At 61.1% G+C, this 24530-nt stretch carries 25 protein-coding genes and 1 tRNA gene; 19 read left to right on the plus strand and 7 right to left on the minus strand.

What is annotated here, in order from left to right:
- On the minus strand, window positions 1-247 hold a 247-nt coding region (locus tag AR540_RS02785), incomplete at its 3' end, for an IS5 family transposase (RefSeq protein WP_059226329.1).
- Between the two features lie 717 nt (window positions 248-964).
- Between AR540_RS02785 and AR540_RS25155 the strand changes: the two genes are divergently transcribed.
- Complete coding sequence (locus AR540_RS25155) at window positions 965-1810, plus strand: DUF6216 family protein (protein WP_153014153.1); 846 nt, start codon at window positions 965-967, stop codon at window positions 1808-1810.
- A gap of 479 nt (window positions 1811-2289) precedes the next feature.
- Here AR540_RS25155 and AR540_RS02790 read toward each other — a convergent pair whose 3' ends face one another.
- On the minus strand, window positions 2290-3288 hold the full coding sequence (locus AR540_RS02790; protein ID WP_059226330.1) for an SDR family oxidoreductase: 999 nt from the start codon (window positions 3286-3288) through the stop codon (window positions 2290-2292).
- 292 nt (window positions 3289-3580) lie between these two features.
- Between AR540_RS02790 and AR540_RS02795 the strand changes: the two genes are divergently transcribed.
- The 6 genes from AR540_RS02795 to cyoE all read left to right on the plus strand — a co-directional run bounded on the left by AR540_RS02795 (window position 3581) and on the right by cyoE (window position 8836).
- A tRNA-Thr gene (locus AR540_RS02795) sits at window positions 3581-3656 on the plus strand.
- Window positions 3657-4064: 408 nt separating this feature from the next.
- Complete coding sequence (cyoA, locus tag AR540_RS02800) at window positions 4065-4988, plus strand: ubiquinol oxidase subunit II (protein ID WP_059226331.1); 924 nt, start codon at window positions 4065-4067, stop codon at window positions 4986-4988.
- Between the two features lie 3 nt (window positions 4989-4991).
- Complete coding sequence (cyoB, locus tag AR540_RS02805; RefSeq protein WP_059226332.1) at window positions 4992-6980, plus strand: cytochrome o ubiquinol oxidase subunit I; 1989 nt, start codon at window positions 4992-4994, stop codon at window positions 6978-6980.
- 4 nt (window positions 6981-6984) lie between these two features.
- A complete protein-coding gene (locus AR540_RS02810; RefSeq protein ID WP_059226333.1) occupies window positions 6985-7599 on the plus strand; it encodes a cytochrome o ubiquinol oxidase subunit III in 615 nt (204 codons plus the stop codon).
- Window positions 7599-7937: a cytochrome o ubiquinol oxidase subunit IV gene (gene cyoD / locus AR540_RS02815; protein ID WP_059226334.1), complete on the plus strand. Its 339-nt coding sequence runs from the start codon at window positions 7599-7601 to the stop codon at window positions 7935-7937. Before AR540_RS02810 ends, cyoD begins: the two co-directional genes overlap by 1 nt.
- An 11-nt stretch (window positions 7938-7948) precedes the next feature.
- Window positions 7949-8836 carry a heme o synthase gene (gene cyoE, locus AR540_RS02820; RefSeq protein ID WP_236711997.1) on the plus strand — a complete coding sequence of 296 codons (888 nt, stop codon included), beginning with the start codon at window positions 7949-7951 and terminating at the stop codon, window positions 8834-8836.
- 71 nt (window positions 8837-8907) lie between these two features.
- Here the strand turns inward: cyoE and AR540_RS24540 are convergent, their stop codons facing one another.
- The 5 genes from AR540_RS24540 to AR540_RS02845 are packed head-to-tail and all read right to left on the minus strand — an operon-like array spanning window position 8908 to window position 15318.
- Window positions 8908-12792: a pilus assembly protein gene (locus AR540_RS24540; protein ID WP_236711998.1), complete on the minus strand. Its 3885-nt coding sequence runs from the start codon at window positions 12790-12792 to the stop codon at window positions 8908-8910.
- On the minus strand, window positions 12789-13394 hold the full coding sequence (locus AR540_RS02830; RefSeq protein WP_059226336.1) for a pilus assembly PilX family protein: 606 nt from the start codon (window positions 13392-13394) through the stop codon (window positions 12789-12791). Before AR540_RS02830 ends, AR540_RS24540 begins: the two co-directional genes overlap by 4 nt.
- A complete protein-coding gene (locus tag AR540_RS02835; protein ID WP_059226337.1) occupies window positions 13391-14185 on the minus strand; it encodes a PilW family protein in 795 nt (264 codons plus the stop codon). Before AR540_RS02835 ends, AR540_RS02830 begins: the two co-directional genes overlap by 4 nt.
- 2 nt (window positions 14186-14187) lie before the next feature.
- Window positions 14188-14784 (minus strand): type IV pilus modification protein PilV, encoded by a 597-nt coding sequence (pilV, locus tag AR540_RS02840; RefSeq protein WP_059226338.1) that lies wholly within the window; start codon window positions 14782-14784, stop codon window positions 14188-14190.
- Entirely contained in the window at window positions 14785-15318 is a 534-nt protein-coding gene (locus tag AR540_RS02845; protein WP_059226339.1) for a GspH/FimT family pseudopilin, read from the minus strand.
- Between the two features lie 627 nt (window positions 15319-15945).
- On the opposite strand from AR540_RS02845, the gene AR540_RS02850 reads away from it, so the two are divergent.
- The 12 genes from AR540_RS02850 (at window position 15946) to AR540_RS02905 (ending at window position 24528) form a co-directional block, all read left to right on the plus strand.
- Window positions 15946-16806: a ParA family protein gene (locus AR540_RS02850; RefSeq protein WP_153014193.1), complete on the plus strand. Its 861-nt coding sequence runs from the start codon at window positions 15946-15948 to the stop codon at window positions 16804-16806.
- Between the two features lies 1 nt (window position 16807).
- Window positions 16808-17569, plus strand: coding sequence for a hypothetical protein (locus AR540_RS02855; RefSeq protein ID WP_059226341.1), 762 nt, complete (start codon window positions 16808-16810; stop codon window positions 17567-17569).
- Window positions 17569-18267 carry a DUF2786 domain-containing protein gene (locus tag AR540_RS02860; RefSeq protein ID WP_059226342.1) on the plus strand — a complete coding sequence of 233 codons (699 nt, stop codon included), beginning with the start codon at window positions 17569-17571 and terminating at the stop codon, window positions 18265-18267. Before AR540_RS02855 ends, AR540_RS02860 begins: the two co-directional genes overlap by 1 nt.
- Window positions 18264-19643: a replicative DNA helicase gene (gene dnaB, locus AR540_RS02865; RefSeq protein WP_059226343.1), complete on the plus strand. Its 1380-nt coding sequence runs from the start codon at window positions 18264-18266 to the stop codon at window positions 19641-19643. Before AR540_RS02860 ends, dnaB begins: the two co-directional genes overlap by 4 nt.
- Window positions 19644-19830: 187 nt before the next feature.
- On the plus strand, window positions 19831-20154 hold the full coding sequence (locus AR540_RS02870; protein ID WP_059226344.1) for a hypothetical protein: 324 nt from the start codon (window positions 19831-19833) through the stop codon (window positions 20152-20154).
- A 1-nt stretch (window position 20155) separates the two neighbouring features.
- On the plus strand, window positions 20156-20578 hold the full coding sequence (locus AR540_RS02875; RefSeq protein WP_059226345.1) for a hypothetical protein: 423 nt from the start codon (window positions 20156-20158) through the stop codon (window positions 20576-20578).
- Entirely contained in the window at window positions 20575-21342 is a 768-nt protein-coding gene (locus tag AR540_RS25685; protein ID WP_059226346.1) for a hypothetical protein, read from the plus strand. The genes AR540_RS02875 and AR540_RS25685 overlap by 4 nt, the downstream gene beginning before the upstream one ends.
- The gene (locus AR540_RS24545; protein WP_082706885.1) at window positions 21339-22046 is read left to right on the plus strand and encodes an HNH endonuclease signature motif containing protein; all 708 of its coding nucleotides are present in this window, start codon (window positions 21339-21341) and stop codon (window positions 22044-22046) included. The genes AR540_RS25685 and AR540_RS24545 overlap by 4 nt, the downstream gene beginning before the upstream one ends.
- Entirely contained in the window at window positions 22030-22248 is a 219-nt protein-coding gene (locus AR540_RS02895) for a hypothetical protein (RefSeq protein ID WP_059226349.1), read from the plus strand. Before AR540_RS24545 ends, AR540_RS02895 begins: the two co-directional genes overlap by 17 nt.
- A complete protein-coding gene (locus tag AR540_RS24550) occupies window positions 22245-22487 on the plus strand; it encodes a hypothetical protein (RefSeq protein WP_082706886.1) in 243 nt (80 codons plus the stop codon). Before AR540_RS02895 ends, AR540_RS24550 begins: the two co-directional genes overlap by 4 nt.
- On the plus strand, window positions 22484-22762 hold the full coding sequence (locus AR540_RS24555) for an Arc family DNA-binding protein (protein WP_082706887.1): 279 nt from the start codon (window positions 22484-22486) through the stop codon (window positions 22760-22762). The genes AR540_RS24550 and AR540_RS24555 overlap by 4 nt, the downstream gene beginning before the upstream one ends.
- Window positions 22759-24528: a ParB family protein gene (locus tag AR540_RS02905; protein WP_059226351.1), complete on the plus strand. Its 1770-nt coding sequence runs from the start codon at window positions 22759-22761 to the stop codon at window positions 24526-24528. The genes AR540_RS24555 and AR540_RS02905 overlap by 4 nt, the downstream gene beginning before the upstream one ends.
- Window positions 24529-24530 lie beyond the last annotated feature (2 nt).

A 24530-nucleotide genomic window follows, 5' to 3' on the forward strand; every position in this document is an offset into this window, starting at 1 on the left:
GTAGGCGCTCGAGAACTCGATCAAAGGTGCCGTCATCTCGCCAGTCACGAAACCGCTGATACACCGTCGACCAGGGGCCGAACCGCTCTGGCAGGTCGCGCCAGGCAGCACCTGAACACAGGATCCAGAAGATGCCATTGAGCATCAGCCGGTCATCACTGCGTGGCCGCCCCCTCTTCTGCTCAGGCGAAACAACATCTGCAATCAGCTCCCACGCTTCATCCGGGAGTTCGTAACGCTTTGCCATGCGGCCCTCCAGCCCCTCATGGTGCCAATTCTACTCGCTCGGATTTTTCGTACAGAGCCTAGTAGCCGATTTGCTTATCATAGTGCTTCTTCTCTCGAACGTTGTCAGCTCCTCCCCTCTTGTAACATTGCATCGCCCTAGGCCAGCGCTACGCTGAGCAGCGCAAGTTCTGCCGGCGGCTCTGCGCTTGCCTGCGACGCATATTCACTTCAAAATCTGTCATTGGCGGATCCGTTGGCCATCTGCTTGCCGTAGCACCGCGGACACATCTCTAGCGATCATCCCTGATGCGAAAATGATCAAGACAACCCATTTAGCCGTGAGGCTGACGAGCTTTGGTCGACGGTCATCGCACGCACCCTACATTTAATAGCCTATTGAGTTCAGCCGGCAGCGAAAAATATATCGCCGCATCCAATACATATGACGAATTACAGAGAAATGACGAAAGAGCATCTGAAAAATCACTCTAAACGCTTATCCACACTATCAATTAGCGCTTCAAGATACCGAGTTGAGCCTACATATAGCAGCAACAAGCTTAGCCAGCATACACCAAGAAAGAACGACGTTATGGGCTAACGCAACACTGACGACCCAACATCTAAAAAATCATATAAGCCCAAAGCGATTTACAAAAGGACTGACCCCTCTAATAAGCCCAATCGCTCTTGGCAATGCAAATTCATAAAACCTGATCTTAGCAAATAGCCACCCATGCTTGTACAAATACTAACCGACGTCACCACGAATTTGCTCTCCGAAAAATTGAAAGATTACGCTTATATAGCGCTACTGATAACCACTCTAGCCCTGTCCGGATGGAATTTTTACAAGCGAAAAATCCAAGACCCACTCAAGGAGCCTACACGAAAGACATCAATCAAAGCACCCGTTAACTTCGACTACCCGGAACTTCAAGAGCTACAAAAAAGGGAGAGCACTCTAAAGGACTTTCGGAAACAATTCAGATTCAACATCGGAGGCCTTGATCAGAGTAGAAGATTCTCCCGCTGGCTAATTGAAAACGACATCCCAGCACGAATCGCGAGAAGTTCAATAAACCATATTGACACAGAAAGCCTTATCATAAAAACAAAAAATATTGAGACAAAGAATAATTGGTGCTTCGCAGCCTCCATACTTCTGCTTACAGCCCTTACATTGACACTCTCATTAATACCCTACCGATATGTAATCGCAAGCTTCCCAAACTCCCCGACATTTCACCTCAGTGAACAAGAGGCAAAGCTGGGTTTTTTTACTCTTGATACTCTTAATATTGAAAACTGCAGAAACCCCGAAGAGGTAAAGCGTCAAAGTCAGGCTCATCACTTCCCAATAGCAGAAGCGCAAGTCATCTGCTCGGCGCTTACAGACAACGGAGCAAAGAAATGGGTAGAAAAAAACATTATCGAACAACGAATAGCAATATTGATACTATCAATAACCTTTGCGCTTCCTCTGTATGAATTATTCACCGGAGTGGCTCGACTGAGCGCGGCCAGAGTAATCGAAGAGAAAATCAAAAAGAATATCGGAAAACCAACAGCTAAAAACTGAAATATTGACAACTCCATCGCCCACTACACACGCGACTACTGCCGATGTCAGACATGGAACCCTGGCGCTTTTGCGTCACACCAATCATGCCTATTATCAACTAAGCAACCGAATAAGCGTACAATAAAATGTACACCCCGGCAGATTACAGGAGCAGCGACTGCTTGCGAAGTTCGATCAGCGATAGGGGAATTCACTTATTTTCTCGGCAATTGGTCAGAGCGGAGAGTAGATTGGACGTGCTCGATCTAAACGCGGAACTAGGACCAGTCACTTTGGAATGCTGGCCAGTCTTAGTCGCCATTGACCGAGGATGCCGATAGGCGAGCCGACGCCTCAGATGCCATGCCTCGCCCAATATATGCCGGTCAGCAGGTGGTTGATATAGATCTGATTGATAGGTGACGAGTGCCAAAGATATACATGAGCGTACCGTCACAACGCACGAGCTGGACGGAGCGAATTGGAGCCTTCTTCTCTCAAGGCATCCCCTTCCCCCCAAACGCCCCCACCACCGTTCCCGTACTGAAGCTCGCGTCTTCCTCTGCCAACGCCACATACAACGACGCCAACTCCGCCGGCTGCCCTGCCCGGCCCAACGGCGTGTCCTGCCCGAACGCCTTCATCTGCCCTTCCAGCTGACCACCTGCCACCTGTAGCGGCGTCCATACCGGCCCCGGTGCCACGGCGTTGACGCGTATGCCCTTCCTGGCCAGTTGCTTGGCCATGCCCTTGGTGAGATTGAGGATGGCGGCCTTGGTCGAGGCGTAGTCGATCAGTTCTTCGCCGGGATCGTAGGAGTTCACCGAGACGGTATTGATGATGCTGGCGCCTGGCGGCAAATGGGGAATGGCTGCCTTGCTGAAGCGGAAGACGTGATAGACGTTGGTCTTGAAGGTGCGATCGAATTGCTCATCGGTGATTTCGAGGATATCGGCCTTGCTCTGCTGGTAGGCCGCGTTGTTCACCAGCAGATCCAGGCCACCGAGTTGCTCGAAGGCCTTGCTGACCACCTCTTCGCAGGCGGCTTGGCTACGGATGTCGGCTGGCAGGGTGATGGCCTTGCGGCCGGCCGCAACGATCAGCTTGACCACTTCCTGGGCATCGGATTCCTCGTCGGGGTGATAGTTGATGGCGACGTCCGCCCCTTCGCGGGCGAAGGCGATGGCCACCGCGCGACCGATGCCGCTGTCGCCGCCGGTGATCAGTGCCTTGCGGCCGGTCAGTCGCCCCGAACCGTGGTAGCTGGTTTCGCCATGATCGGGACGCGGCTCCATCCTGCTGGTCAGGGCGGGCCACTCCTGGCGTTGCTCCTTGAAGGGCTCCCGGGTGTACTTGGTGCGCGGATCCTGCAGCGGCTTCGCGGGACGGCTGGCCGCGGTGCCATCTTGGGCGACGGCGGCGCCCGACGCGGCAGCGGCGATCCCTACGGCGGAGCCGACGAGGACGTGACGGCGGGTAAGGGAGTAGTCGGTCATCGGAATCTCCAGAGCGGTGAGTCGTCAGGCACCAGCCTGAGCATCGGGAACGGATCGCGCCTTGCGTGACCTACCGAAATTTAGGTATGACAACCAGTGCGAAGGTTTCCCAGGTATCCGCGGCACCGACGAAGTGGGTCGGCAGCGCAGCTGACCGGCGGGGGGAGGCGTCTTTCGAAATGGCGTAGGGCGGCCCGCGCAATACTGCGACACATCGCCACAGGCAGGTACGCCCTCAGGATCGTCAGACTTGCGCACGAAGCTGCCAGGGCCTTATCATCAAAAGCTTCGTGCCGGTGTAGCTCAGTTGGTAGAGCGGCGCATTCGTAATGCGAAGGTCGTAGGTTCGACTCCTATCTCCGGCACCACCTTCCCAACGCTTCTATCCTTATGCCTTTTCAAAGCCTTCAAGGCCTTAGCCGCCCTGGAGCGCGTCTTCCTGAGCGATTTTTCGGCCTCGCGAACGCCCAGCCGCGTCGTCGAAAGGCGTCCGCCAAACTGGCGGTCGTGCCCCGCTCGACTACTCTTACCCAGCGCATGACAGTGCCTTACGCCAGCGGTTTAGGCCTTTCTTGACGGCCGGCAATACCTGAATGGCGGCTGACCAAAGGGTCGAATATCCCTCCCCTCTGTGGCACCATACCGCGCTGCGAAATCCCGCAATTTCCGCAATCCATCAGCCTGCCGCACGGATGCCTGTCCGTTGCGGAGCGTGAGGCTGGCGACAGGCACGTTGAGAGAATAACCACGATGAGCCGCTCTACTGAGGTCGTGAGATGAAACTAACGAAGTATCTAAAACCAACCGGTTGGCTTCTAGCCGGTGCCGCCGCGCTGCTGCTCAGCGGGTGCGATGCCGTGCTGCTGGATCCGAAAGGCTCCATCGGCGTGCAAGAACGCAACCTCATCTACACAGCGTTCGGCCTCATGCTGATCGTGGTGATCCCGGTCATCGTGATGACCTTCCTGTTCGCCTGGAAGTACCGCGCCGATAACAAGGAAGCCAAGTACACCCCGAACTGGGCTCACTCCTACAAGATCGAAGCCGTGGTCTGGCTGGTCCCCCTGGCCATCGTGGTGTTCCTGAGCATCCTGTCCTGGAAGACCTCCCACGAACTCGATCCCTTCAAGCCGCTGGATCATCCCGAGCAGCCGCTGGTGATCGAAGCCGTCTCGATGGACTGGAAATGGCTGTTCATCTATCCGGAGCAGGGCATCGCCTCGGTCAACGAGCTCGCCATCCCGGTCAACCGTCCGGTGCAGTTCAAGATCACCTCCGAGTCGGTCATGAACACCCTGTCGATCCCGGCCCTGGGCGGCATGATCTACGCCATGTCCGGCATGCAGAGCCAGTTGCACCTGATCGCCGATCATCCCGGCGTCTTCGAAGGTCGCTCGGCCAACTACAGCGGCGCCGGCTTCTCCGACATGATCTTCACCGTGCACGCGGTCCCCACCGCCGGCGACTTCGACGCCTGGGTGGCCAAGGTCAAGCAGTCGGGTGGCAAGACGCTGGACCAGGCGAGCTACACCGAGCTGGCCAAGCCCAGCGAGAAGCAGCCAGTCGCCTACTACTCGGCGGTCGAGCCGGACCTGTTCAGAACGGTCATCAAGAAGTTCATGAAGTCCGACTTCAGCAAGCAGACCGACCACGTGATGGACATGAGCCAGCACGCCGGTCAACACGGTACCGAGGAATAAGTTATGTTCGGTAAATTAACTCTTGCGGATATTCCGTATCACGAGCCGATCATTCTCGTGACGTTCGTCGTGGTCGCCCTGGGTGGCCTGGGGCTGCTCGGCGCGATCAGCTACTACGGCAAGTGGGGCTATCTCTGGAAAGAGTGGCTGACCACCGTCGACCACAAGAAGATCGGCGTGATGTACTTCATCGTCGCGCTCGTCATGCTGCTGCGCGGCTTCTCCGACGCCATCCTCATGCGTAGCCAGCAGGCCATCGCCTCCGGCGGTGCCGAGGGCTACCTGCCACCGCATCACTACGACCAGATCTTCACCGCCCACGGCGTGATCATGATCTTCTTCGTGGCGATGCCCTTCGTGGCCGGCCTGATGAACGTGGTGACACCGCTGCAGATCGGTGCCCGCGACGTGGCCTTCCCCTTCCTGAACTCGCTGAGCTTCTGGCTGTTCGTGGCCGGTGCCGTGCTGGTGATGCTGTCGCTGTTCGTGGGCGAGTTCGCCGCGACCGGCTGGGTGGCCTATCCGCCACTGTCAGGCATTCAGTACAGTCCAGGGGTGGGGGTTGACTACTACATCTGGGCGCTGCAGCTATCGGGTATCGGGACGACCCTGACCGGTGTGAACTTCTTCGTCACCGTACTGAAGATGCGTACCAAGGGCATGACCCTGATGCGTATGCCGATCTTCACCTGGACGTCGTTCTGCACCGCCATCCTGATCATGGCCGCGTTCCCGATCCTGACCGTGACCCTGGCGCTGCTGACCCTGGACCGTTACCTGGGCTTCCACTTCTTCACCGCGGAAGCCGGCGGCAACCAGATGATGTACACCAACCTGATCTGGGCCTGGGGCCACCCCGAGGTTTACATCCTGATCCTGCCGGCCTTCGGCGTGTTCTCGGAAGTGACCTCCACCTTCAGCAAGAAGCGGCTGTTCGGCTACGTGTCGATGGTCTGGGCCACCGTGGCGATCACAGTGCTGTCCTTCATCGTCTGGCTGCACCACTTCTTCACCATGGGCTCGGGCGGCAACGTCAACGCCTTCTTCGGCATCGCGACCATGATCATTGCGATCCCGACGGGCGTGAAGATCTTCACCTGGCTGTTCACCATGTACCAGGGGCGCATCCAGTTCACCTCGCCGATGCTCTGGACCCTGGGCTTCATCGTGACCTTCAGCATCGGCGGCATGACCGGCGTCCTGCTGGCGGTGCCGGGTGCCGACTTCGTGCTGCACAACAGCCTGTTCCTGATCGCCCACTTCCACAACGTGATCATCGGCGGCGCCGTGTTCGGCTACTTCGCCGGCATGATCTACTGGTTCCCGAAGGTGTTCGGCTTCAAGCTGAACGAGCGCCTGAACAAGCAGGCCTTCTGGTGCTGGCTGATCGGCTTCTATGTCGCCTTCATGCCGCTGTACATGCTGGGCTTCATGGGCATGACCCGTCGTCTGAACCACTACGACAACCCCGATTGGCATCCCTTCCTGGTGACCGCCGCCATCGGCGCCGGCATCATCGCCCTCGGCATCCTGAGCCAACTGTGGATGTTCTACGTCAGTATCCGCGACCGCAATCTGCCGGAGAACGTGGACGTGACCGGTGATCCGTGGGATGGCCGTACCCTGGAATGGTCGACTTCCTCGCCGCCGCCCTTCTACAACTTCGCTGAAGTGCCGGAAGTGCACGACATCGACGCCTATTGGGGCATGAAGGAAAAAGGCATCACCGAGAAGAAGGATGCGGACTACAAGCAGATCCACATGCCGCGCAACACCGGCGCCGGCATCGTGATCAGCCTCTTCGCCCTGATCCTCGGCTTCGCCCTGATCTGGCACATCTGGTGGCTGGCCATCGCCAGCTTCGTGGGCTGCATCGTCACTGCGGTCGTCCGCAGCTACGACGAAGACGTCGACTACTACGTACCAGCGGAAGAAGTGGCGCGCATCGAAACCGCCCGCATCCAGTCCCTGGCGAAATTGAAGCAGGCCTAACCCAATGGCGAATCAAGTTATGCATAATGAAGTCGCCCATGCCGAGGAGCATGGGCACCACGACGCCGGATCGATGAAGACGTTCGGCTTCTGGTCCTACCTGATGACCGACTGCATTCTGTTCGGGACGCTGTTCGCGACCTATGCAGTGCTGAGCGGGGCCCATGCCGATGGCCCCTCGCAGAAGGACATCTTCGAACTGTCGTTCGTCCTGGTGGAAACCTTCCTCCTGCTGTTCTCCAGTATCACCTACGGCTTCGCCATGATCGCCCAGCACAAGGGCAGCAAGGGCGGCGTCCTGGGTTGGCTGGCGATCACCTGGCTGTTCGGTGCCGGCTTCATCGGCATGGAGGTCTATGAGTTCCATCACCTGATCGAAGAGGGCTACGGTCCGGATCGCAGTGCCTTCCTGTCGTCCTTCTTCGCGCTGGTCGGCACCCACGGTCTGCACGTGAGTTCCGGTCTGATCTGGATGATCGTGTTGATGCTGCAGGTCGCTTCCAAGGGCCTGACCACCACCAACGTGACCCGCCTGTCGTGCCTGAGCCTGTTCTGGCACTTCCTGGACATCATCTGGATCTTCGTCTTCACCATCGTCTATCTGATGGGGGTTCTGTAATGGCGCACGACCATAACGCCCACGGGCACACCGCCGAGAGCCATGGCACTTTCAAGAGCTACATGGTCGGCTTCATCCTGTCGGTCATCCTGACGGTCATTCCCTTCGGCCTGGTGATGTTCCCCACCTTCTCCAAGGGCGCGACCCTGGCGATCGTGGTGATCATGGCGGTGGTACAGCTGCTGGTGCACCTGTACTTCTTCCTGCACCTGAACACCTCCGAAGAGCAGCGTTGGAACGTGATCTCCTTCGGGTTCACCGTGGTCATCGTCGGCATCGTGGTCGTGGGATCCCTGTGGATCATGTACCACATGCACCAGAACATGATGATCCACTGAACCGGGCCGACGTGATGATCAAGAAGTACCTTCTCGTGACCAAGCCGGGCATCATCTTCGGCAACCTGATCTCGGTTGCCGGCGGGTTCTTCCTGGCTTCCAAAGGAAGCATCGACCCGCTGTTGCTGCTGGCGACGGCCATCGGGGTATCGTTGGTCATTGCTTCCGGCTGTGTGTTCAACAACGTGATCGATAGGGACATCGATCAGAAGATGGAAAGGACCCGCAATCGTGCCCTGGTCCAGGGCACGATCTCCTCGAAGGTGGCGCTGGCCTATGCCACCCTCCTCGGCCTGGCCGGGGTAGGGCTGCTGTACGGGGCGACCAACCTGGTCGCCACCGCCTTCGCGGTGATGGGTTTCGTGGTGTACGTGGGGCTCTACAGCCTCTGGCTCAAGCGCACCTCGGTGTACGGCACCCTGGTCGGCAGCCTGTCCGGTGCCGCCCCGCCGGTGATCGGCTACTGCGCCGCCAGCGGCCAGTTCGACAGCGGCGCCGCGGTGCTGCTGTTGATCTTCTGCCTGTGGCAGATGCCGCACTCCTACGCCATCGCCATCTTCCGTCTCAAGGACTACACCGCGGCCTCGATTCCGGTACTGCCGGTGGCCAAGGGCATCTCGGTGACCAAGCGGCACATCGTCTGGTACACCGTGGCCTTCCTGGCTGCCACCCTGCTGCTGACCGTGCTTGGCTACGCCGGCTACGTCTATCTGGCAGTGGCGTTCGTGATCGGTGCCTGGTGGCTGCGCCTGGCGTTCATGGGCTATCAGGCCGAGAACGATGCGCAGTGGGCACGCAAGCTGTTCGGGTTCTCCATCATCGCCATCACCGCGCTCTCCGTGATGATGTCGGTGGACTTCCAGATCCCGGGCGACGTGCTGCTGACCTACGCGCGTTGAGACGCATCGCTCCGTGAAGAAGCCCGGCCCGTGCCGGGCTTTTTCATGGGCGCTCGTCAAGCCAGCCCAGGCTAATCCTGGTTGCTGATGACCCGCCAGGTCTGCCGCCGACTGGGCGGCTGCCTGCCGGTCAAGCCCTCCGCCTGGGGGCCACCATCGCTGCCGAAAAGCGCCGAGTCGGCCAGGGTACCTTCCACGCTGAAATTGCCGTTGCCATAGAGGAAGGGCACGATGCCACCCAGCAGGCCGTCCAGCTGGATACGTCCGTAGGCCGTGTCCACCCCCAGGTTGAACAGTCCACTGTTGTTACCACCCGTGTAGGGATCCAAGGCATAGAGATAGGTGGTGACGCCAGCGGTACAGGCATCGGTGCTGGGTATCAGCGAACTCATCAGCAGGGTGCCGCTGAAGAGCTGGGGCTTGTTGATGACCAGCTCGCCGTTGAGCGGCAGGTTGAGGTACCAGCCCTGCTTGCCACTGGCGGCCGTCGCGGGGTCGTACCAACTGACCGAATTGGTGGAAACGACGTTCGCCGTGCTGCTCACACTGGAGCCACCGGCACCGGTATAGCTGATGCGCTGGTCGATCCCCAGGGTCTGCTGCTGCAGATTGGCCACCGTCAGGCTGGGCGTGCTACCCGCCGCCGAGCCATCGGTCTGGCGATCCCAGATGCCGTAGAGGGTCATGGCCTTGCTGGGATTGGCGATGGCGTCACCGGTCTCCAGGTACTTGCCGGTACCGAAGATCACCAGATGACCCGTGCCGGTCGGATGGGCGATCACCGTCGGGCTGGCGGTGATGGGCTGGACCAGATTGGTGGTGCCAGGCGCCACGCTACTGGCCTGGGTGGTGTAAAGCGGCCGACCACCGAAAGCGACGCGCAGGGTGTCCATCAGATCGAAACGCCAGAGGTTACCGTGCAGGTCGCCGGCGTAGACGTAGTCGGCGATCAGATCGCCGTCGACATCGGCCACGAAGGGCGAACCCAGGCCGTTGGGAGTGGCCAGACCATCGGTCGCCGGCAGGGATTTGATCAGACTGCCATCGGCGACGTTCATCACGTACAGCACGGCGTTGTCCCGGGTGCTGTTGTAGCCATTGCTCACCACCACCCCCCAGTCGCCGGAACGCAGGCGGGTGATGACCGGCCGGCCGTAGGTGAAGCCCAGGTCGGCGTAGTCGGCATCGCTGGCGGACTTTTCCCAGAGCAGCGTGGGTGCGTTCGGGTTGGTGATGTCCAGGGCGAAGATGCCCTGCCCTCCCCCACGCAGGGTACCGATCAGTACGGTACGCCACCGGCCGCCGCTGTAGACGTCACCCACCACCGGCGTGTTGTCGACGTAGGACTGGTGGCCACCGTTGTAGCCACGGTCGGTCAGCCTGTTGAGCGCCGGGATGACTGCACTAGGGATGAAGGCGAAGACCTCCGCGCCCTGATCGTTGAAGGCGTGCAACATGCCGTCGTTGGCCCCCACGTAGATACGCCGCTCGCGACTCAGGTTGGCGTTGCGGAAATCCGCGTAGGAGGCATCGCCAACCGTGGCGTTCATCAGGGCGATGGGACTGTTGGGGGCACCGACCACCACGGGCGAGGAATTCACCATGTCACCGAGGATGTGGTTGCGTGGGCGGAAGGACGGCGTCACGCCAGGCGCCTCCTGGCTGCGGTCACCCCGCAGGTAGTCCACCCGGCGACTGCCGTAGGTATCTGTGGTGCCGGCTGCGGTGCGATTGAGATAACCCTGCTGGGTGGCGGTCAGGCTCGCCCAGGTGAAGGGGGTAAGGGCGCCGCGGCTGGCGAAGTAGATCGTCCGGTTGGCATAGCCGGTATTGCCCACAGGGAAACGGCTGTCGAGCTGTTGACCCGCACTCCAGATGCGCGTCCGGTTGGTCGCCGTGCGCTGGTACTTGATCAGATCCCCGCTCCAGTCGGTGCTGGAGAAGGACGGTACATAGGTATAGAGCGCGGTGCTGTCGCCCTCCTGGGTCGGCGAGACGGTCTGGCTGGCACCAACGCTGGTGGACTGACTGATACGCGAGACCACTTCGCTGAGGGAGGTGATGAGATCGCTGGCGTTTTCCGCGCTGAAGAATTCCCCACGCGAGTTGATCGCCGCGTGCCAGAGATCGTAGACATTGTTCTGGTTGACCGAATTGTCCGCGCCGGCGACCGGCCAGGCCGTGCTGCCCGCTGCGAGCCCGGCATAACCCCCGGAGAAGGTATCGCCACCCCAGGCCGGGTTGACCAGGGCGCTGCTCAGGCCGATGCCGACGTAGAAGCCGGTGAGGTGCTGCCAGGTAGCGGGATCGTTGCGCGGATTCCAGTAGGGCGTGAGGGTGCGGCTGCCCTGGACTTCGTTACTGCTCACGGTGTTGTAGGGCGGCACCTTGTTGTCCAGGTTGGGCTGGGCGTCGGTACGCCAATAGAGGAAGGCCAGGTCCGCCAAGGTGCTGGCCGTACTGTCCTGGAAAGGCGCCTGCGGCGAATATTGCTGGCCATCCGGCAGGGTGGCGGCCGAGCCATCGACGTTGCTGCTGGTGAAGGCCGCGTTCCAGATACCGTCGGTCACCACCAGGCTGTAGCTGGCCCGGCAGCCATAGACCGGTGCTTCGCTGGTACCCGGCTGGAAGGCGTAGGGACTTTCACTGCCATTGGTCTTGAGCAGCTCCCCGACCCGGGCGACCGCCTGCAACAGGGGCGTGCTCTGGTTGTAGTAGACATCGCCCAGCCAGGTGAAGAAGGCAGCCCGGTGCGCGCCGGTGAATGGCCGCAGGCGATTGTCATAGGTCGTCGTGCTGGTGCTGCCGATCCCGCGGCAGTTGGCATTGGTGGTCACCAGGATGCAGCTGTCGCTGGTGCCCAGCGCCTGCCAGCCGACCCGGATGTTTTCCGAGGCATCCGCCAGGGCCAGGTTGGTGGCGGTCTGCGCCGCCAGGGCACGGCTGCGATAGAAGGAATACCAGTTGGCGAAGTTCTGCCGCTCGTCCGTGCCGTTGGGACCCGAAGTGGCGCTGACCGCTATGCGCCGATAGCAGCCATCGGTCTGCAGGGACGCCGGGGTGCAGGTGTTCAGGGTGGTGTCGTAGAGATAGTAGTAGGCCGGGACGCCCGCGATGGCCGTCGAGGTATTGGTATTGGCGGTGATGGTATAGGTCACCGACGAAAACAAACCGCCCGCGTTGTAGTTCACATTCCGTGTGCAGGTCACGTTGCTGTAGCTGACCGACGTGGTGTTGGCGATGCTCGCCGTGCAACCTCCGGCCAGGGGCTGGGACTGGCCGCGCAACAGCCAACCGAGCAGGGACGAGTCGCTGATGGAGACCTGGGCGCCATTGATGGTTTCGGTGAAGCCGCCACCCAGGAGGATGTCCAGCAGCGTCACCCGACCATAACTGGCACTGGTCCCCTGGTAGGTACCCGTGCCTTGGAAATCCTGTGACGGATTCTCCGCCAGCATGCTCGGACTGTTGTTCTGCAATCCCGGATTGCCGTAGGTGTTTCCGCGCGCCACATTGGGATCGGTGGTCACCAGGTTGGGGTTGTAGCTCCAGCTCACCCGGTAGTCGCTGGCGAGATTGACGCTGCCCAGGCCGGGCCGATAGCCGTTGATGTAGGCGCTGGAGAAACTGGTCGTCAGTCGCGTACGAGTCAGGCCGGAGGTACTGCTATAGCTCACCGCGTAGGGCGCGGGATAGCTGATCGCCGGATTGTAGTAGAGGCTGTTGAAGGCCGCCGATTTGGCCCGCCGGGTCGGTCGGATGGCATCGGTGTTGGAGGCATCCGGCACCACGGCCATCTGCATGCTGGTGGAGTTGTCCAGGGTGACGAAGAGATTGGGGCCGACGCTGTTGCTGAGGAACAGGGGCTGCTGACTGAGATTCAGGGCCGCGCCCTGGACGCCGCTGGTGACGACGGCGGCCAACAGGGCGGTGGATGCCAGTACGGCTCGGCTCATGGCACCTCCAGGGAAACGACGCTCTGCAGGATCACCGGGAAGCGGCCGCCGCGATCCTGGGCGATGGCGGTGACCCGGAACAGCTTGTTGGCCGGCGCGGAGACATCGACGGAATTACTACCGATGGCGGTCACCACCCAGCGCGGCGTACGGGCGAACGTCGAGCTGCCATCGGAGCCGCTGTAGGCCACCGAACGCGCCGTCGGCGTCTTGTCGGTCGCCTGCAGGGCGGTCGCCGCCCAGGTTTGGGTCAGGGCACTGGTATTGAGGTCGCTGGCCTTGCCCAGGATGCACAGATCGCCACTGGACGGCTTGGCAAAGGCCCCGCGGACGGCCGCCACACTTTCGCTACAGCTGGCGAATCCCGCGCTGAAGGCGGTGAAGGTCGGCTGCTGGCTGAGCGCGACCAGACGCCGCTCGCCTTCGCGCAAGGCCGCCTCCGCGGCATTGAACGCCTGGACATTCTCCAGGGCGGCGCCACCGCTACGGGTCTGCAGCAGGGTCTGACGCATGCTGGACGCCGCCAGCAGCGACAGCAGGAGCAACATCACCAGGGTGACCAGCAAGGTCGCGCCCCGCTGCCCGAGCGGGATACGGCTCATAGCGCGAGATTCCTCAGGGTGACGGTGCTCTGCACCATCTGCATGGGCCGGGTCGCCTCGTCGAGCTGCTGGCCAGTCAGGATCTGCCAGTTGGCCGCGGCATTGCTGGCGACATCGCCCGGTACCGCATCACTGGTGCTGAGCAGAGCGGCGTAGCGAACGGCCGGGGCGTCCGCCTTCGGCGGGATGGACCAGCGGAAATCCCGTAGCCCCTGCACCAGCACGGCACTGCCCTTGCGCGCCAGTGCCCCTGCCCGCTCGCTCCAGACGGTGCAACTCAGGGTTCCGGCACCGGGCGTGGCGCTCGCCAGGTAACGCAGCTTGAGCAGGACGTTGCCACCGGTGTTGAGGTTCACCCGGGGAATGAGGTTGCCGAGGCAATCCAGATCCTTGCCATCCAGCGCGCCCTGGTAACGAATGCAGACCCCCGTGGGAGCATTGACGCCATCGGTGGTGGCAGCGAAGGTGACCCCGGCAGCGAAGGCCGGGCAGCTGATGCCATCGGCATCCGCCACGGCACCGACGGCAGGAAAGGCCGCCGCCAGACTGTTCTGGTAGCGGATATCGGCGCGAAAACCGGTGCGGGCCAGCTGTCGATCGAGCAACTGCAGGGTCAGTTGGGCGTTGTTCCTGTTGCCGGTCTGCCCCTGCTGGAAGAGAAAGCTGCGCTTGTTGTCGAGGTAGATCTGCGAGACGCCCAGCACCAGGAAGGCGCCCACGGTCAGGGCGATCATCATCTCGATGAGCGAAAACCCCTTCAGCCGACCGCGCCTGGGAAACCGCTGATTCATGTTCAAGGCTCCGAACGCAGGGCGTAGTAGCAGATGCCCCTGGGACAGTTCACCGAATCGTTGCTGGCGTCCTGCCAGGCGATTACCACCATCACCGCGGCACGCGCCGTGGTCTCGCAGGCATTGAGCGGCGTGGTGTTCCCCGAGGTATCGCTGGCCGGCAGGGGTGGCACCCCGGACGCCGGGCAGACGGCGAAACTGCTGGTGATCAGCGCGTCGGTCACTGGCAGCAGCGCCTTGACCTGGGCCAGCCAGCAGCCGAGATCCTGACCGGCGACCGTCTCCCCACCGGCCGAGCGATCCCGGGTCAGACAGGTCTTGCCGGCATCCAGCGCTCTGGTGCGAAAGTTGGCACCCGCCTGCTTGGCATAGACCCCATCGGGCTTGACCTTGTCGTTCGCCAGGACCTGATCGCGATTGCTGCGCATCAGCTCGAGCAGATCGTTGGCCAGTACCATGGCGTTGCTGCGCTGTATGGAATCCTGGGACAGGGCGACGCTGCGCGTCTGCAAGGCGACCATGCCCAGCACCCCGAGGCAGATGATCACCAGGCTGACCAGCACCTCGATCATGCTGAACGCCCGCTGCCCCCGCTTCACCTAGCCACACCCCACGGCGCTGGCCCGGGTGGGCACGAAGTCGGTCACCGAGAGGACACCGCCGAGGCTAAGGGTGAATTGCTTGCCGGGAGTGAGCGCATTGGTGGCACAGACGCGCAGGATGGCATCCGCAGCGATGCGCACGCTGCCATTGGGCTGGAAGGTCAGTCTGGTCAAGGGGCTTCCTCCCACGCTGCCGGTACCGTTGACGCCGGTGCCCAGGCCGCCACTGTACTGGCGCAGCACCTCGGCCGTGGGCAGCACCACGGTGTTGACGGTGCTGATCTTCAAGGCGCCGGTCCAGCCGTTGGCATCCTCGGGATCGGTGGTGACGATGACGTTCACCCCCCTGCTCATGGCCTCGCTACGGGCGTAGTACAGGGCTCGCTGCAACTCCCCCGCCGCGGCCTGGATACGATTGTTCTGCACCAGGCTGGCGAAGCCTGGCGCCGCCAGGGCAGTGACGATGCCCAGCAAGGCGACGACGACCAAGACCTCGATGAGGGTGAAGCCCGAGAGGTGTTTCGACCGCATTCCACCGCCCTGAAAACCGGATTCCTTGCTTGATAGTAGTCAGACGATCAGGGGTCACTACTACCGACTATCGCCTCGCTGCCGGCGAGACGCCGACCGAATCCAGGTGATAGCTGCAGATGAGCGGAGTAGAGCCCTTTCCCGGCCGGCGTCTTGGTCGACCACTTGCCGGTGAAGCGACCGAGCCGGCGGGCTCCTCGGCCCGAACCTAGGCTCTGTACGAAAAGTCGCCGAGCGAAGGTCAGGCGAGGCGAAAAAGGCCGAGGAAGCGGAGTTTACGAGCGGTAAATGAGCATTCCGAGTGCCTTTTTCAACGAAGCATCACCGAGCGCAGGCACTTTTCGTACAGAACCTAGTGATCGGCAGGCTCCGCCCCAGGTGAGACCGGAGTGCGGGAAGGCGCCTGTGAGACCTCAGGCGGGACGAGACAAGGGCCAGAAACGCAAAAACCCTCCTTGCGGAGGGTTTCTGGTAAAAATGGTGGGTCGTGCAGGATTCGAACCTGCGACCAATTGGTTAAAAGATAACTGGTCGACAGCAGGGATTTAGGTATCGACCTAGGTTCCACGAGATGTAGAGCTGGGCCTGTAGCAGCAGCCTCTAATGAACCCATTAGAGGCTGCGAATTTGAAAACCACATCCGAGATTTCTTCCAAGGGCGGTACCGGGAAAACCACGTCGGTTGCCAACCTAGGCGCGTTCTGCGCCGATGCAGGACTCCGCACGCTACTGATCGACCTCGATCCTGTCCAGCCTTCGCTGTCGTCGTATTTCGAGCTGACGAAAACTGCGCCGTGCGGGATCTTCGAGTTGATCGCCAGCAACGAGACGGACCTCAGCCAGATTGTCTCCAAGACCTGTATCAACAACCTTTCGCTGATCTATTCCAACGATCCGCACAACCATCTGATCAACCTGCTGCTCCAGGCGCCTGATGGTCGTCTACGACTGGCTCATCTCAAGGAGGTCTTCCAAGAAGATTTCGACCTGGTGCTGATCGATACCCAGGGCGCGCGTAGCGTGTTGCTCGAGATGGCGATACTGGCCTCGGACCTGGTGGTGTCGCCCGTTCCCCCAGAGATGCTATCCGCCCGGGAATTCAATCGCGGCACCCTACAGATGTTGGATGGCCTGCGCCCCTATGCTCGGCTAGGCCTACCTGTGCCGCCCATCAAGGCCGTGGTCAATAACCTCAAGTTGACCTCAGATGCGAGGCAGATCAACGAATCCATACGCTATGCCTTCCGCGGCCACCCCGACATCGAGGTGATCGACACCGTCATTCCCCACGCCGTCGTCTATTGCGAATCAGCGACCCATGGCATCCCTGCGCACCGTCTGGACTATCGCCAACTCGCCGACCGTAAGGCTCCGCCCGCCCTGCAGGTCATCCGCGACCTGGCGATCGAGGTCTTCCCGGAGTGGACTGACCGCTTCACCGGCATGACCGAATCGGTCGTGCACGCACTGGTTCGAGAGGGCAAGTGAGATGGCGATCTCTCAAAAGCCTAATCTGACCCAGGCCACAGGCATCACGGCAGAAGTGGTGCTGGAACAGGGAAAATTCTACGACGCGAAGGATTTCCGCAAGGTGCAGACCGGGCTCTCCAGCGCGGCCCGCGAGCTTCGGGCACTGACCCAGTACGGTACGCTCTTAGGTCGCCTCGGCGAGCAGCTCTCCCATGAGCAGCGCGAGCTGCTGAGCAACGCAGCCGCCCTGCTGGACTCGGTGAAGTACAACGTCGAGCACGCCAAAGAGCGCAAGGCGCGCGAAGAAAAGGCGGCTGCCAAGCTTCGCGAGCAACGAGAGCGACAAGCAAAGCAGCTGGTAGCTGAGCACTTCCCGCTGCCGGCCACGACGGTCGAGCAGCAGATCGAAGTGCTGAAGATGTACATCACAATCAGGCCAATCACCGATGGCTGGTTGCTGAAACGAGATGGTCACCTTCGCGACATGATGCAGTCCCGCGCTCCAAGCTGGACGACCACCAAGAAATGGCGCCTGGACCAGGTAAACAGCCTCATCGCTGACCTGAAATCCTCAGTCGAATATCACCTAGTTTTCGTGGATCAGTCTCCCTCCCAGCGGCTTGAGTCCCTGCAGGAGCGCATCGCCGAGGTACAGGAAGCTCAGCTCTCGAAGCCGAGCGCTAAGGAGACCATCAAAGTCTGGACAGAGGTACTTCAGGAAGTCGCACTGGGGTCGAACCCGGCACCGGCTACGGCCCCTTCGCAAGGAGGAGCTGACTGATGGACGCCAACAAGCAGAAGATCCTGGAGCGCGTCGCCAAGTGCTTCGCTCTGGCGAAGGACGCCGGCGCCGCGCCGAACGAAGCCGAGACCGCGCTGCGTCAGGCCCGCAAGTTGATGCAACAACACAATCTTCAGGAGGTGGAAGTCCACGCCGTACTGGCCTGCGAGGCATCTGTAGCAACCGGCACACGCCGAACCCCAGCCCACTGGCTTCATCAGCTAGCCCAGGTCTGCTCGGCCGCCTTCGACTGCGAGCATCTGGCCTACTTCGATCAGCGTCTGGGATGGGCTTTCAAGTTCGTCGGTGTGGGCGTCGGCCCCGAACTGGCCAGCTATGCCTACTCCGCCCTTCACCAGCAATTGCTGGCTGCACGGAAGATCTTCGTGCAGAGCCAGAGCCGCTGCAAGCTTGCAACGAAGCGGCGTCGCGGCCAGATCTTCGCCGAGGGCTGGATCGAAGCCGTGCGGGTGAAGGTCCAGGCATTCGCCCAGGGCAAGCCGGAAGAGACCCAGCGCGTCATCGATGCCTATCTGGCTATCACTCATCCGAACCTGAAAACCTTCGAGCTGGAGTACATCGAAGCCAAGGGCCACGACACCCGCTCACGACTCCAGGGCTTCCAACAGGGCAAGACCGCGCAGCTACATCACGGGGTGAGTCGCCAAGGCGGCCTGGCACTGGGGGATCGAGTATGAACCAAGCCCTGGTCTTACCCGACATCGAGCGGGTGGCCGGCGGTCTGGTGCCGGCTCACTCTCAAGAGGCAGAGCAAGCGGTGCTAGGCGGGCTCATGCTCGACAACAGCACCTGGGACATGATCGCTGATGTGTTGCAGGAGGAGGACTTCTTCTTCCGGCCACACCAACTGATCTTCCGGCGCATCGCCCTGCTTGCGGGTCAGTCGTCGCCCTTCGACGTGGTCACTCTGGCCGAGGTGCTACCCGAAGTGGAGGAGGTAGGCGGTATCGCCTACCTCGCCACGCTCGCCAAAGACACGCCTTCCGTAGCCAACATCGTGGCGTACGCAGAGATCGTCGCCGAGCGAGCACACCTGCGCCGGCTCACGCTGTTCGGCTTCGGCTGCAGCCGGGAGGCCAGTACTCCCGGCGCCAAGGCGGCTGAAGTGCAGGAGCAGGTCGAACAGCAGCTGTTCGCTCTAAGCCAGGACCGCAAAGGTGCCGAGTTCTGCAACGTACCGGCCGCCCTCGACAAGCTGATCGATACCATCGACGAGCGCTTCAACAACCCGACGCTGGTCACGGGGGTGCCGACAGGGCTCACCGACCTGGACACCCTGACTTCAGGGTGGCAGGACACGGATCTGATCATCGTCGGCGCCCGTCCAGGCATGGGAAAAACCAGCTTTCTCCTCAATTGCATTGATGCTGCTTTACAGCGCGACCTGCAGAAGTCTGTGCAGGTATTCAGCCTTGAGATGCCGGCCGAGCAACTATTGCTTCGCCAACTAGCGATCCTCGGCAAGCTGGATGCCCAGAAACTCAAGCTTGGAAGGCTCGAAGACGAGGACTGGACCAAACTCACCTACGCCGTCGACCGGATCAATAAGTACGGCGACCGCCTGGTGATCGATGACCAGGCCGCAGTTACCCCAACGCAGCTTCGGGCTCGCTCCCGTCGCGCCGCCAAGCGATTCGGCCACCCTGCGGCAATCTTCGTTGACTACCTGCAGATGATGCAGTGCTCCGGAAAAGAAAACAGGGCCAACGAGATCAGTGCCATCACCAGCTCACTCAAGGGTCTGGCCAAGGAAATGAGGTGCCCCGTCATTGCGCTGTCGCAACTCAACCGGGAGCTGGAGAAGCGTGCGAACAAGCGGCCCATCAATGCCGATCTGCGCGACGGGGGCTCGATTGAACAGGATGCCGACGTCATCCTTTTCCTTTACCGGGAGGAGTATTACCACCCCGAGACCGAGCACAAGGGCACTGCTGAGCTGATCCTGGGTAAGCATCGCTCGGGGCCTCTGGGCACGGTGTACGCAGCCTTCATCGCCCAGCAGACCCGCTTCGAGAATCTCAATGCCCAGGTCTGGCGGGAGATGCAGTCATGAATCCCCGCGCTTGCAGTTCAATGCCGCACCTCCTGTGGTCTGGGTGGTTTTGGTTCGCACCTTCGACCTTACCACCGGATGCATCCGGCACCCTTTCGCACCTGCCGGCCATCGCCAGCAGGTCGCTGCTCATACCCTGCCCTTCCCTCCGATCGTTCGCCGGCGGGAGCCGGCAAGGAGTTGCTCGATGAGCCCGCAAGCTATGTTGTCTGGGGTCACTCACCAGTGCCGCCACTGCGGCCATCACCTCTGCCGTCGCCTACTGACCTCTCAAGAGTCTTTGGTCTGCAGCGTATGCCACTCTCCGGATGTGGAGCTGCTGCAGCAGGTCGAGCAAGCAGAGGCTGGCCCCTACCACGACACCACCGTGGTCTTCCGCGTCTCCGGCTCCAGCGAGGACGCTGCAGGCCTGTTCAAGACCCTGGATTTGTTGTTCAGGGATGACGGGTTAGCGGAGATCGTCGCCATCGAGTCCGGCAACCAGCTCCAACATCCGGCGGGAGGGCAATGAGATGCTGCCTTTTCACCAACCAGAAACCGACTTGCCCATTTCAGACCTGACAACGCGCGCGCGTGAACGCGAGTGGCTGGAACGGGCCCTCGCCGAATTCGAAGCGAAGGGCGGCAAGGTCCAGGTCGTCGAGACCACCAAACGGTCGGCCTCAGCTCCCGCTTTCGTCATCAGCGCCCGGCGCGAAGAAGCCCTTGAGGCGGAGCGACAAGAGGCCACTGGAGACTCAGCAGCAGCCACCGCCGCGGAGCAGCTATCGGACGAGGCTCTCGTTGCTCTGCTGCGCGCCCGCGCCCTCGTGGGAGATACGTTGCGCACAGCGTCGAGGCGACTGCGTCAGCCACTGGAGCGCTGCCATACCCTGGCCCGCACTCATCGCCTGCCCTTCAAAGTCGGGTATGTGAAAGGGGGTAGCCGCTCATGAGCTGGATCCTCACGGCAACTGGCCGCCGCCTTGACCTTACCGGAAGCATGGCCGACGACATCGATCCGCTGGACCTTGCTCGGGGCCTTTCAAGAGCCTGTCGCTTCGCAGGCCAGACCACAGCGTTCTATTCGGTCGCCCAGCACAGCGTCCTGGCCAGCTATCACGTCCCTCCCGAGGACGCCTTGCCCGCGCTGCTGCACGATGCCGCCGAAGCCTACCTGGGCGATCTCACCGGCCCTCTCAAGCGCCTATTGGTCAGTTATCACCAGGCGCTGCTGACTAGTGCGGCCGACGTCGCGGGGATGGAGCCGGCGAGCTTCATCGAGAAACTGGGTTATCTGCTGCCCATGAACTGGACTATGCCTGTCACCACTCACTCTATGGGCCTGCACGCCAACCGGCCTTTCTACCACCAGCTCGAGCGTCACTTGCTTGGCCTGGTCGCCGAGCGATTCGACATTTCGAAGCGCTACCCCGCGAGCGTGGCGGCCATCGACCTGCGACTACTGGCCACAGAACGGCGCGACCTCATGCCGCGAGATGAGGAGGTGTGGGAGTGCCTGGAAGGCATTGAGCCGTTGCGCATACGGATCGACCCCTGGTCGGCAGAAACGGCCGAGCTGAAGTTTCTGCAGCGCCTTGCTGAACTTACGGATCCACCGACCATGGTTCAGGCGTTGCCTTCCCAGGCCGTCCAGGGCGTGGCCTCAATGACATGCATTGAGGCCCAACTGCTGAAAGCGGGAGGGTCGACTCGATGAAACTCAGCCCATTAGCACAAGCCGCCTATGACCGTGCCGGGGAGCGCCTTCGTCGCAGGTCGACCACACCACAACGGCGCCCCTGGACACATGCCGAAGAAGAGATGTTGCGTCGGCGGTATCCCAGCGAAGTTGCCCGTGTCTTGGCCGACGAACTTGGCCGGGCCGTCTATCGCATCCACGCAAAAGCCAAGCGGTTGGGACTCAGCAAAAGCGAGGACTTCCTCGAGAGTAAGGAATGCCACCGGCTGGATGGATCTCAAGGCCTGAGCTGCCGCTTTGCCAAAGGCCATCAGCCCTGGAACAAGGGCTTGAAAGGAGTTGCGACCGGCGGCCACGCGACTCGTTTCAAACCTGGGCATAAGCCGCAGAACTGGTTACCCATTGGAAGTCTGCGCCTGAGCCAAGAGGGCTACCTCCAACGAAAAGTGACCGATACCGGCTATCCCCCTCGCGACTGGATTGGTGTGCACATCCTTCTGTGGGTAGAGGCCTACGGTCCCGTGCCGGCCGGTCACTGCTTGAGCTTCCGGGATGGCAACAAGCGACACATCACCCTGGACAATCTTGAGCTGGTCAGCCGCGCCGAGCGTATGCGCCGCAACACCATCCATCGCTACCCGCCAGAACTCAAGGACGCAATCCGCACCCTTGGGCGACTCAAGCGTGCCATTCAGGAGGCTGCCGATGAAGAACAAGCTTGAAGACCTACGTAACCATCTCTTCGTGGCCATTGAAGGCCTGCTTGATAGAGAGAATCCGTTGGAGATCGAGCGCGCCAAGGCAGTGGCCCATGTCGGCTCGGTTCTTATCGAGACCGCAAAAGTCGAGGTAAAGGCTATCGAAGTTCTGGGCGGAACTGGCGGGAGCGGGTTTCTCCAACTGAGCCAGGAGAGGAAACCATGAGCCACTCTCCCTCGCTGTCGGTACGCGCCACACACAAGAACGTTCGAGCCCTAATTGCATTTGCCGTCGACGAGGGCTGGGTAGTCACCCGAACCAAGGGTGGCCACCTCAGGTTCACCAAGACCGGCTGCGCACCGATCTTCACCTCTTCAACGCCCAGCGATTGCCGCGCCGGACTCAATGCCCGCGCGCAACTTCGCCGCGCCCAGCCTACGAATGACCTGGACCAATCCCTATGACTACAGTCTCAAAGCGCAGGCAAGCCGCACGCAAACCTGCAGTAAAGGATGAAAAGTTCGTCGTCCGCTTTCCCGAGGGACTGCGCTCTCGGATCGCTGAAGCGGCCAAGCAAGCCAATCGCTCCATGAACAACGAGATCGTTCTGCGTATGGGCCGCACGCTCGAACTGGAGGATGAGGTCTTTCGCCTGAAGCGCGTCATCGACCAGCTGCTGGCGGCGAATGATGGCCCTGGTCGGCACGTATCACGTCCTGCCCTGGAGATCCATGCATGAGCAAGCCCAGCAACGATATGGTCGCTCAGCGCCTATTGGCAGGTGGCTTCCCAGGAGCCAGCACGCCCGTCACCCGCCTGGCGGATCCGATCAAGGAAACCCCCATGGTCCTGACCCTGGACCAGATGGATCCGTACAACCATAACCCGCGCACCACCCGTAATCCGCTCTATGACGAGATCAAGGCCTCCATCCGGGCTCGGGGGCTGGACCAGCCACCTCCGGTGACCCGACGCCCAGGCGAGGAGAAATACATCATCCGCACCGGCGGCAATACGCGCCTGGCGATCCTCAATGAGCTATGGCGGGAAACCAAGGAAGAGCGCTATTTCCGCATCAACTGCCTGTTCCGTCCTTGGTCGGACCGCGGCGAGATCGTCGCGCTGACCGGCCACCTGGCCGAGAACGATATGCGAGGTAACCTCATGTTCATCGAGCGCGCCGTCAGCCTCGAAGCAGCGCGCCAGCTCTATGCTCAGGAAGCGGGCAAGGACATCTCCCAGCGCGAGTTGGTCAAGAAACTCGCCGACGATGGCTATCGGATCTCGCAATCTCATATCAGCAAGATGCAAGAGACGTTGCGCACCTTGGTACCGGCGATTCCTGGCTTGCTTTATTCGGGCCTTGGCAAACACCAAGTCGAAAAGCTTCTGACATTGCGCAGCGCAGCCCTGAAAGCCTGGATTCACTTCAATGGCGAGGAGGCTGACTTCGAGCTGCTGTTCCAGGAAGTGCTCAATGGCTTCGACGGTCCAACCGACAACTTCGTCTTCGATTCCGTCCAGGACAAGCTGATCGGGCAGATCCGCACGGCGCGGCATGTCGGCTATGAGGAGGTGCTCAAGGCGATCGTCGATCATCAGGACAGCAGTCGTCGTGCGCAGCTGGTCGGCGTCCAGATGCCCGATGGGCTCATGCCCCAGATTCCTGAGGTTGCCCTCATACCCGCGATACCCGGGCTGCCGGCGTCGCAACCGGGCGACGGTGGTCAGCAGACACCTACGAACAAACAGACGCCCAAGGCGGGACCTCCCGCGCCCCCACCATCGCTGCCCGAACGGGTTTCGGGGGTTAGCAAGGTGGACGCCGTTGAGCCCCAAACGCCTGCGCGGCAGACTCCGCCCGATCCTGAGCAGCTCTCTGATGAAGAACGCACAGCGCGCTTGAACGGCCACATCGTCACCCCGGATGGCATTGGCCAGAAGGTGCGCGAGGTGCAACGACGGATCGCCGCCGAGAGCGGCGAAACCCTCCCCGATTTCAACAGCGATGCCCTGCGCGCCATTCCCGTGCAGGTCGGTGGCCTCCATGCGATCTCCGATGTCTGGTACATCGAGCGCAACCTCGATGACCCAGAGTCCTTGCGCAAGGTGCTGCGCATGCTCGCTTTCGAAATCGCAGAACTCTCTGACGTGCCGGGTGAGGTGCTCATCTCGACCGAGCTGGGGTTGGGCTTTGCCCTGATCAGCCCTCGCACCGAGCTGAGCAAGCGCGGCATTACCACCTGGCAACTCCTGCAATCGCTGGGCGGCATGTATCGCTATGCCGTCTCGCGCGAGCCGGACGCAGCGGCGGCGCTTGCCGCAAGCGTGGCCGAGGAAACCGCCACCTTCGCGCTGACCCTCGGCCAGTTGCTGATCGGTAACCCGCTCTTTGACAGCTCGCCCGCCAGCCTTGAAGGCCGCATGCCCGATGTTGCCGTCGTGAAGCTGTTCCGGGTGATCCGTCTCGCTCGCCGTCTGATCGAACTCGAGGCCGGGCACTAGCC

Source organism: Pseudomonas sp. EpS/L25 (assembly GCF_001512295.1).
Taxonomy (GTDB): domain Bacteria; phylum Pseudomonadota; class Gammaproteobacteria; order Pseudomonadales; family Pseudomonadaceae; genus Chryseomonas.

Bases quoted from the DNA above. Each gene is read 5' to 3' on its own strand.
- AR540_RS02810 (WP_059226333.1), top strand. From the start codon at position 6,985: ATGGCGAATCAAGTTATGCATAATGAAGTCGCCCATGCCGAGGAGCAT.
- AR540_RS02870 (WP_059226344.1), top strand. From the start codon at position 19,831: ATGAGCCCGCAAGCTATGTTGTCTGGGGTCACTCACCAGTGCCGCCAC.
- AR540_RS02860 (WP_059226342.1), top strand. From the start codon at position 17,569: ATGGACGCCAACAAGCAGAAGATCCTGGAGCGCGTCGCCAAGTGCTTC.
- cyoB (WP_059226332.1), top strand. From the start codon at position 4,992: ATGTTCGGTAAATTAACTCTTGCGGATATTCCGTATCACGAGCCGATC.
- AR540_RS24540 (WP_236711998.1), bottom strand. From the start codon at position 12,792: ATGAGCCGAGCCGTACTGGCATCCACCGCCCTGTTGGCCGCCGTCGTC.
- AR540_RS02855 (WP_059226341.1), top strand. From the start codon at position 16,808: ATGGCGATCTCTCAAAAGCCTAATCTGACCCAGGCCACAGGCATCACG.
- AR540_RS02895 (WP_059226349.1), top strand. From the start codon at position 22,030: ATGAAGAACAAGCTTGAAGACCTACGTAACCATCTCTTCGTGGCCATT.
- AR540_RS24555 (WP_082706887.1), top strand. From the start codon at position 22,484: ATGACTACAGTCTCAAAGCGCAGGCAAGCCGCACGCAAACCTGCAGTA.
- cyoD (WP_059226334.1), top strand. From the start codon at position 7,599: ATGGCGCACGACCATAACGCCCACGGGCACACCGCCGAGAGCCATGGC.
- AR540_RS02905 (WP_059226351.1), top strand. From the start codon at position 22,759: ATGAGCAAGCCCAGCAACGATATGGTCGCTCAGCGCCTATTGGCAGGT.
- AR540_RS25155 (WP_153014153.1), top strand. From the start codon at position 965: ATGCTTGTACAAATACTAACCGACGTCACCACGAATTTGCTCTCCGAA.
- AR540_RS02845 (WP_059226339.1), bottom strand. From the start codon at position 15,318: ATGCGGTCGAAACACCTCTCGGGCTTCACCCTCATCGAGGTCTTGGTC.
- dnaB (WP_059226343.1), top strand. From the start codon at position 18,264: ATGAACCAAGCCCTGGTCTTACCCGACATCGAGCGGGTGGCCGGCGGT.
- cyoA (WP_059226331.1), top strand. From the start codon at position 4,065: ATGAAACTAACGAAGTATCTAAAACCAACCGGTTGGCTTCTAGCCGGT.
- AR540_RS02830 (WP_059226336.1), bottom strand. From the start codon at position 13,394: ATGAGCCGTATCCCGCTCGGGCAGCGGGGCGCGACCTTGCTGGTCACC.
- AR540_RS24545 (WP_082706885.1), top strand. From the start codon at position 21,339: ATGAAACTCAGCCCATTAGCACAAGCCGCCTATGACCGTGCCGGGGAG.
- AR540_RS02790 (WP_059226330.1), bottom strand. From the start codon at position 3,288: ATGACCGACTACTCCCTTACCCGCCGTCACGTCCTCGTCGGCTCCGCC.
- AR540_RS25685 (WP_059226346.1), top strand. From the start codon at position 20,575: ATGAGCTGGATCCTCACGGCAACTGGCCGCCGCCTTGACCTTACCGGA.
- AR540_RS02835 (WP_059226337.1), bottom strand. From the start codon at position 14,185: ATGAATCAGCGGTTTCCCAGGCGCGGTCGGCTGAAGGGGTTTTCGCTC.
- AR540_RS24550 (WP_082706886.1), top strand. From the start codon at position 22,245: ATGAGCCACTCTCCCTCGCTGTCGGTACGCGCCACACACAAGAACGTT.
- AR540_RS02875 (WP_059226345.1), top strand. From the start codon at position 20,156: ATGCTGCCTTTTCACCAACCAGAAACCGACTTGCCCATTTCAGACCTG.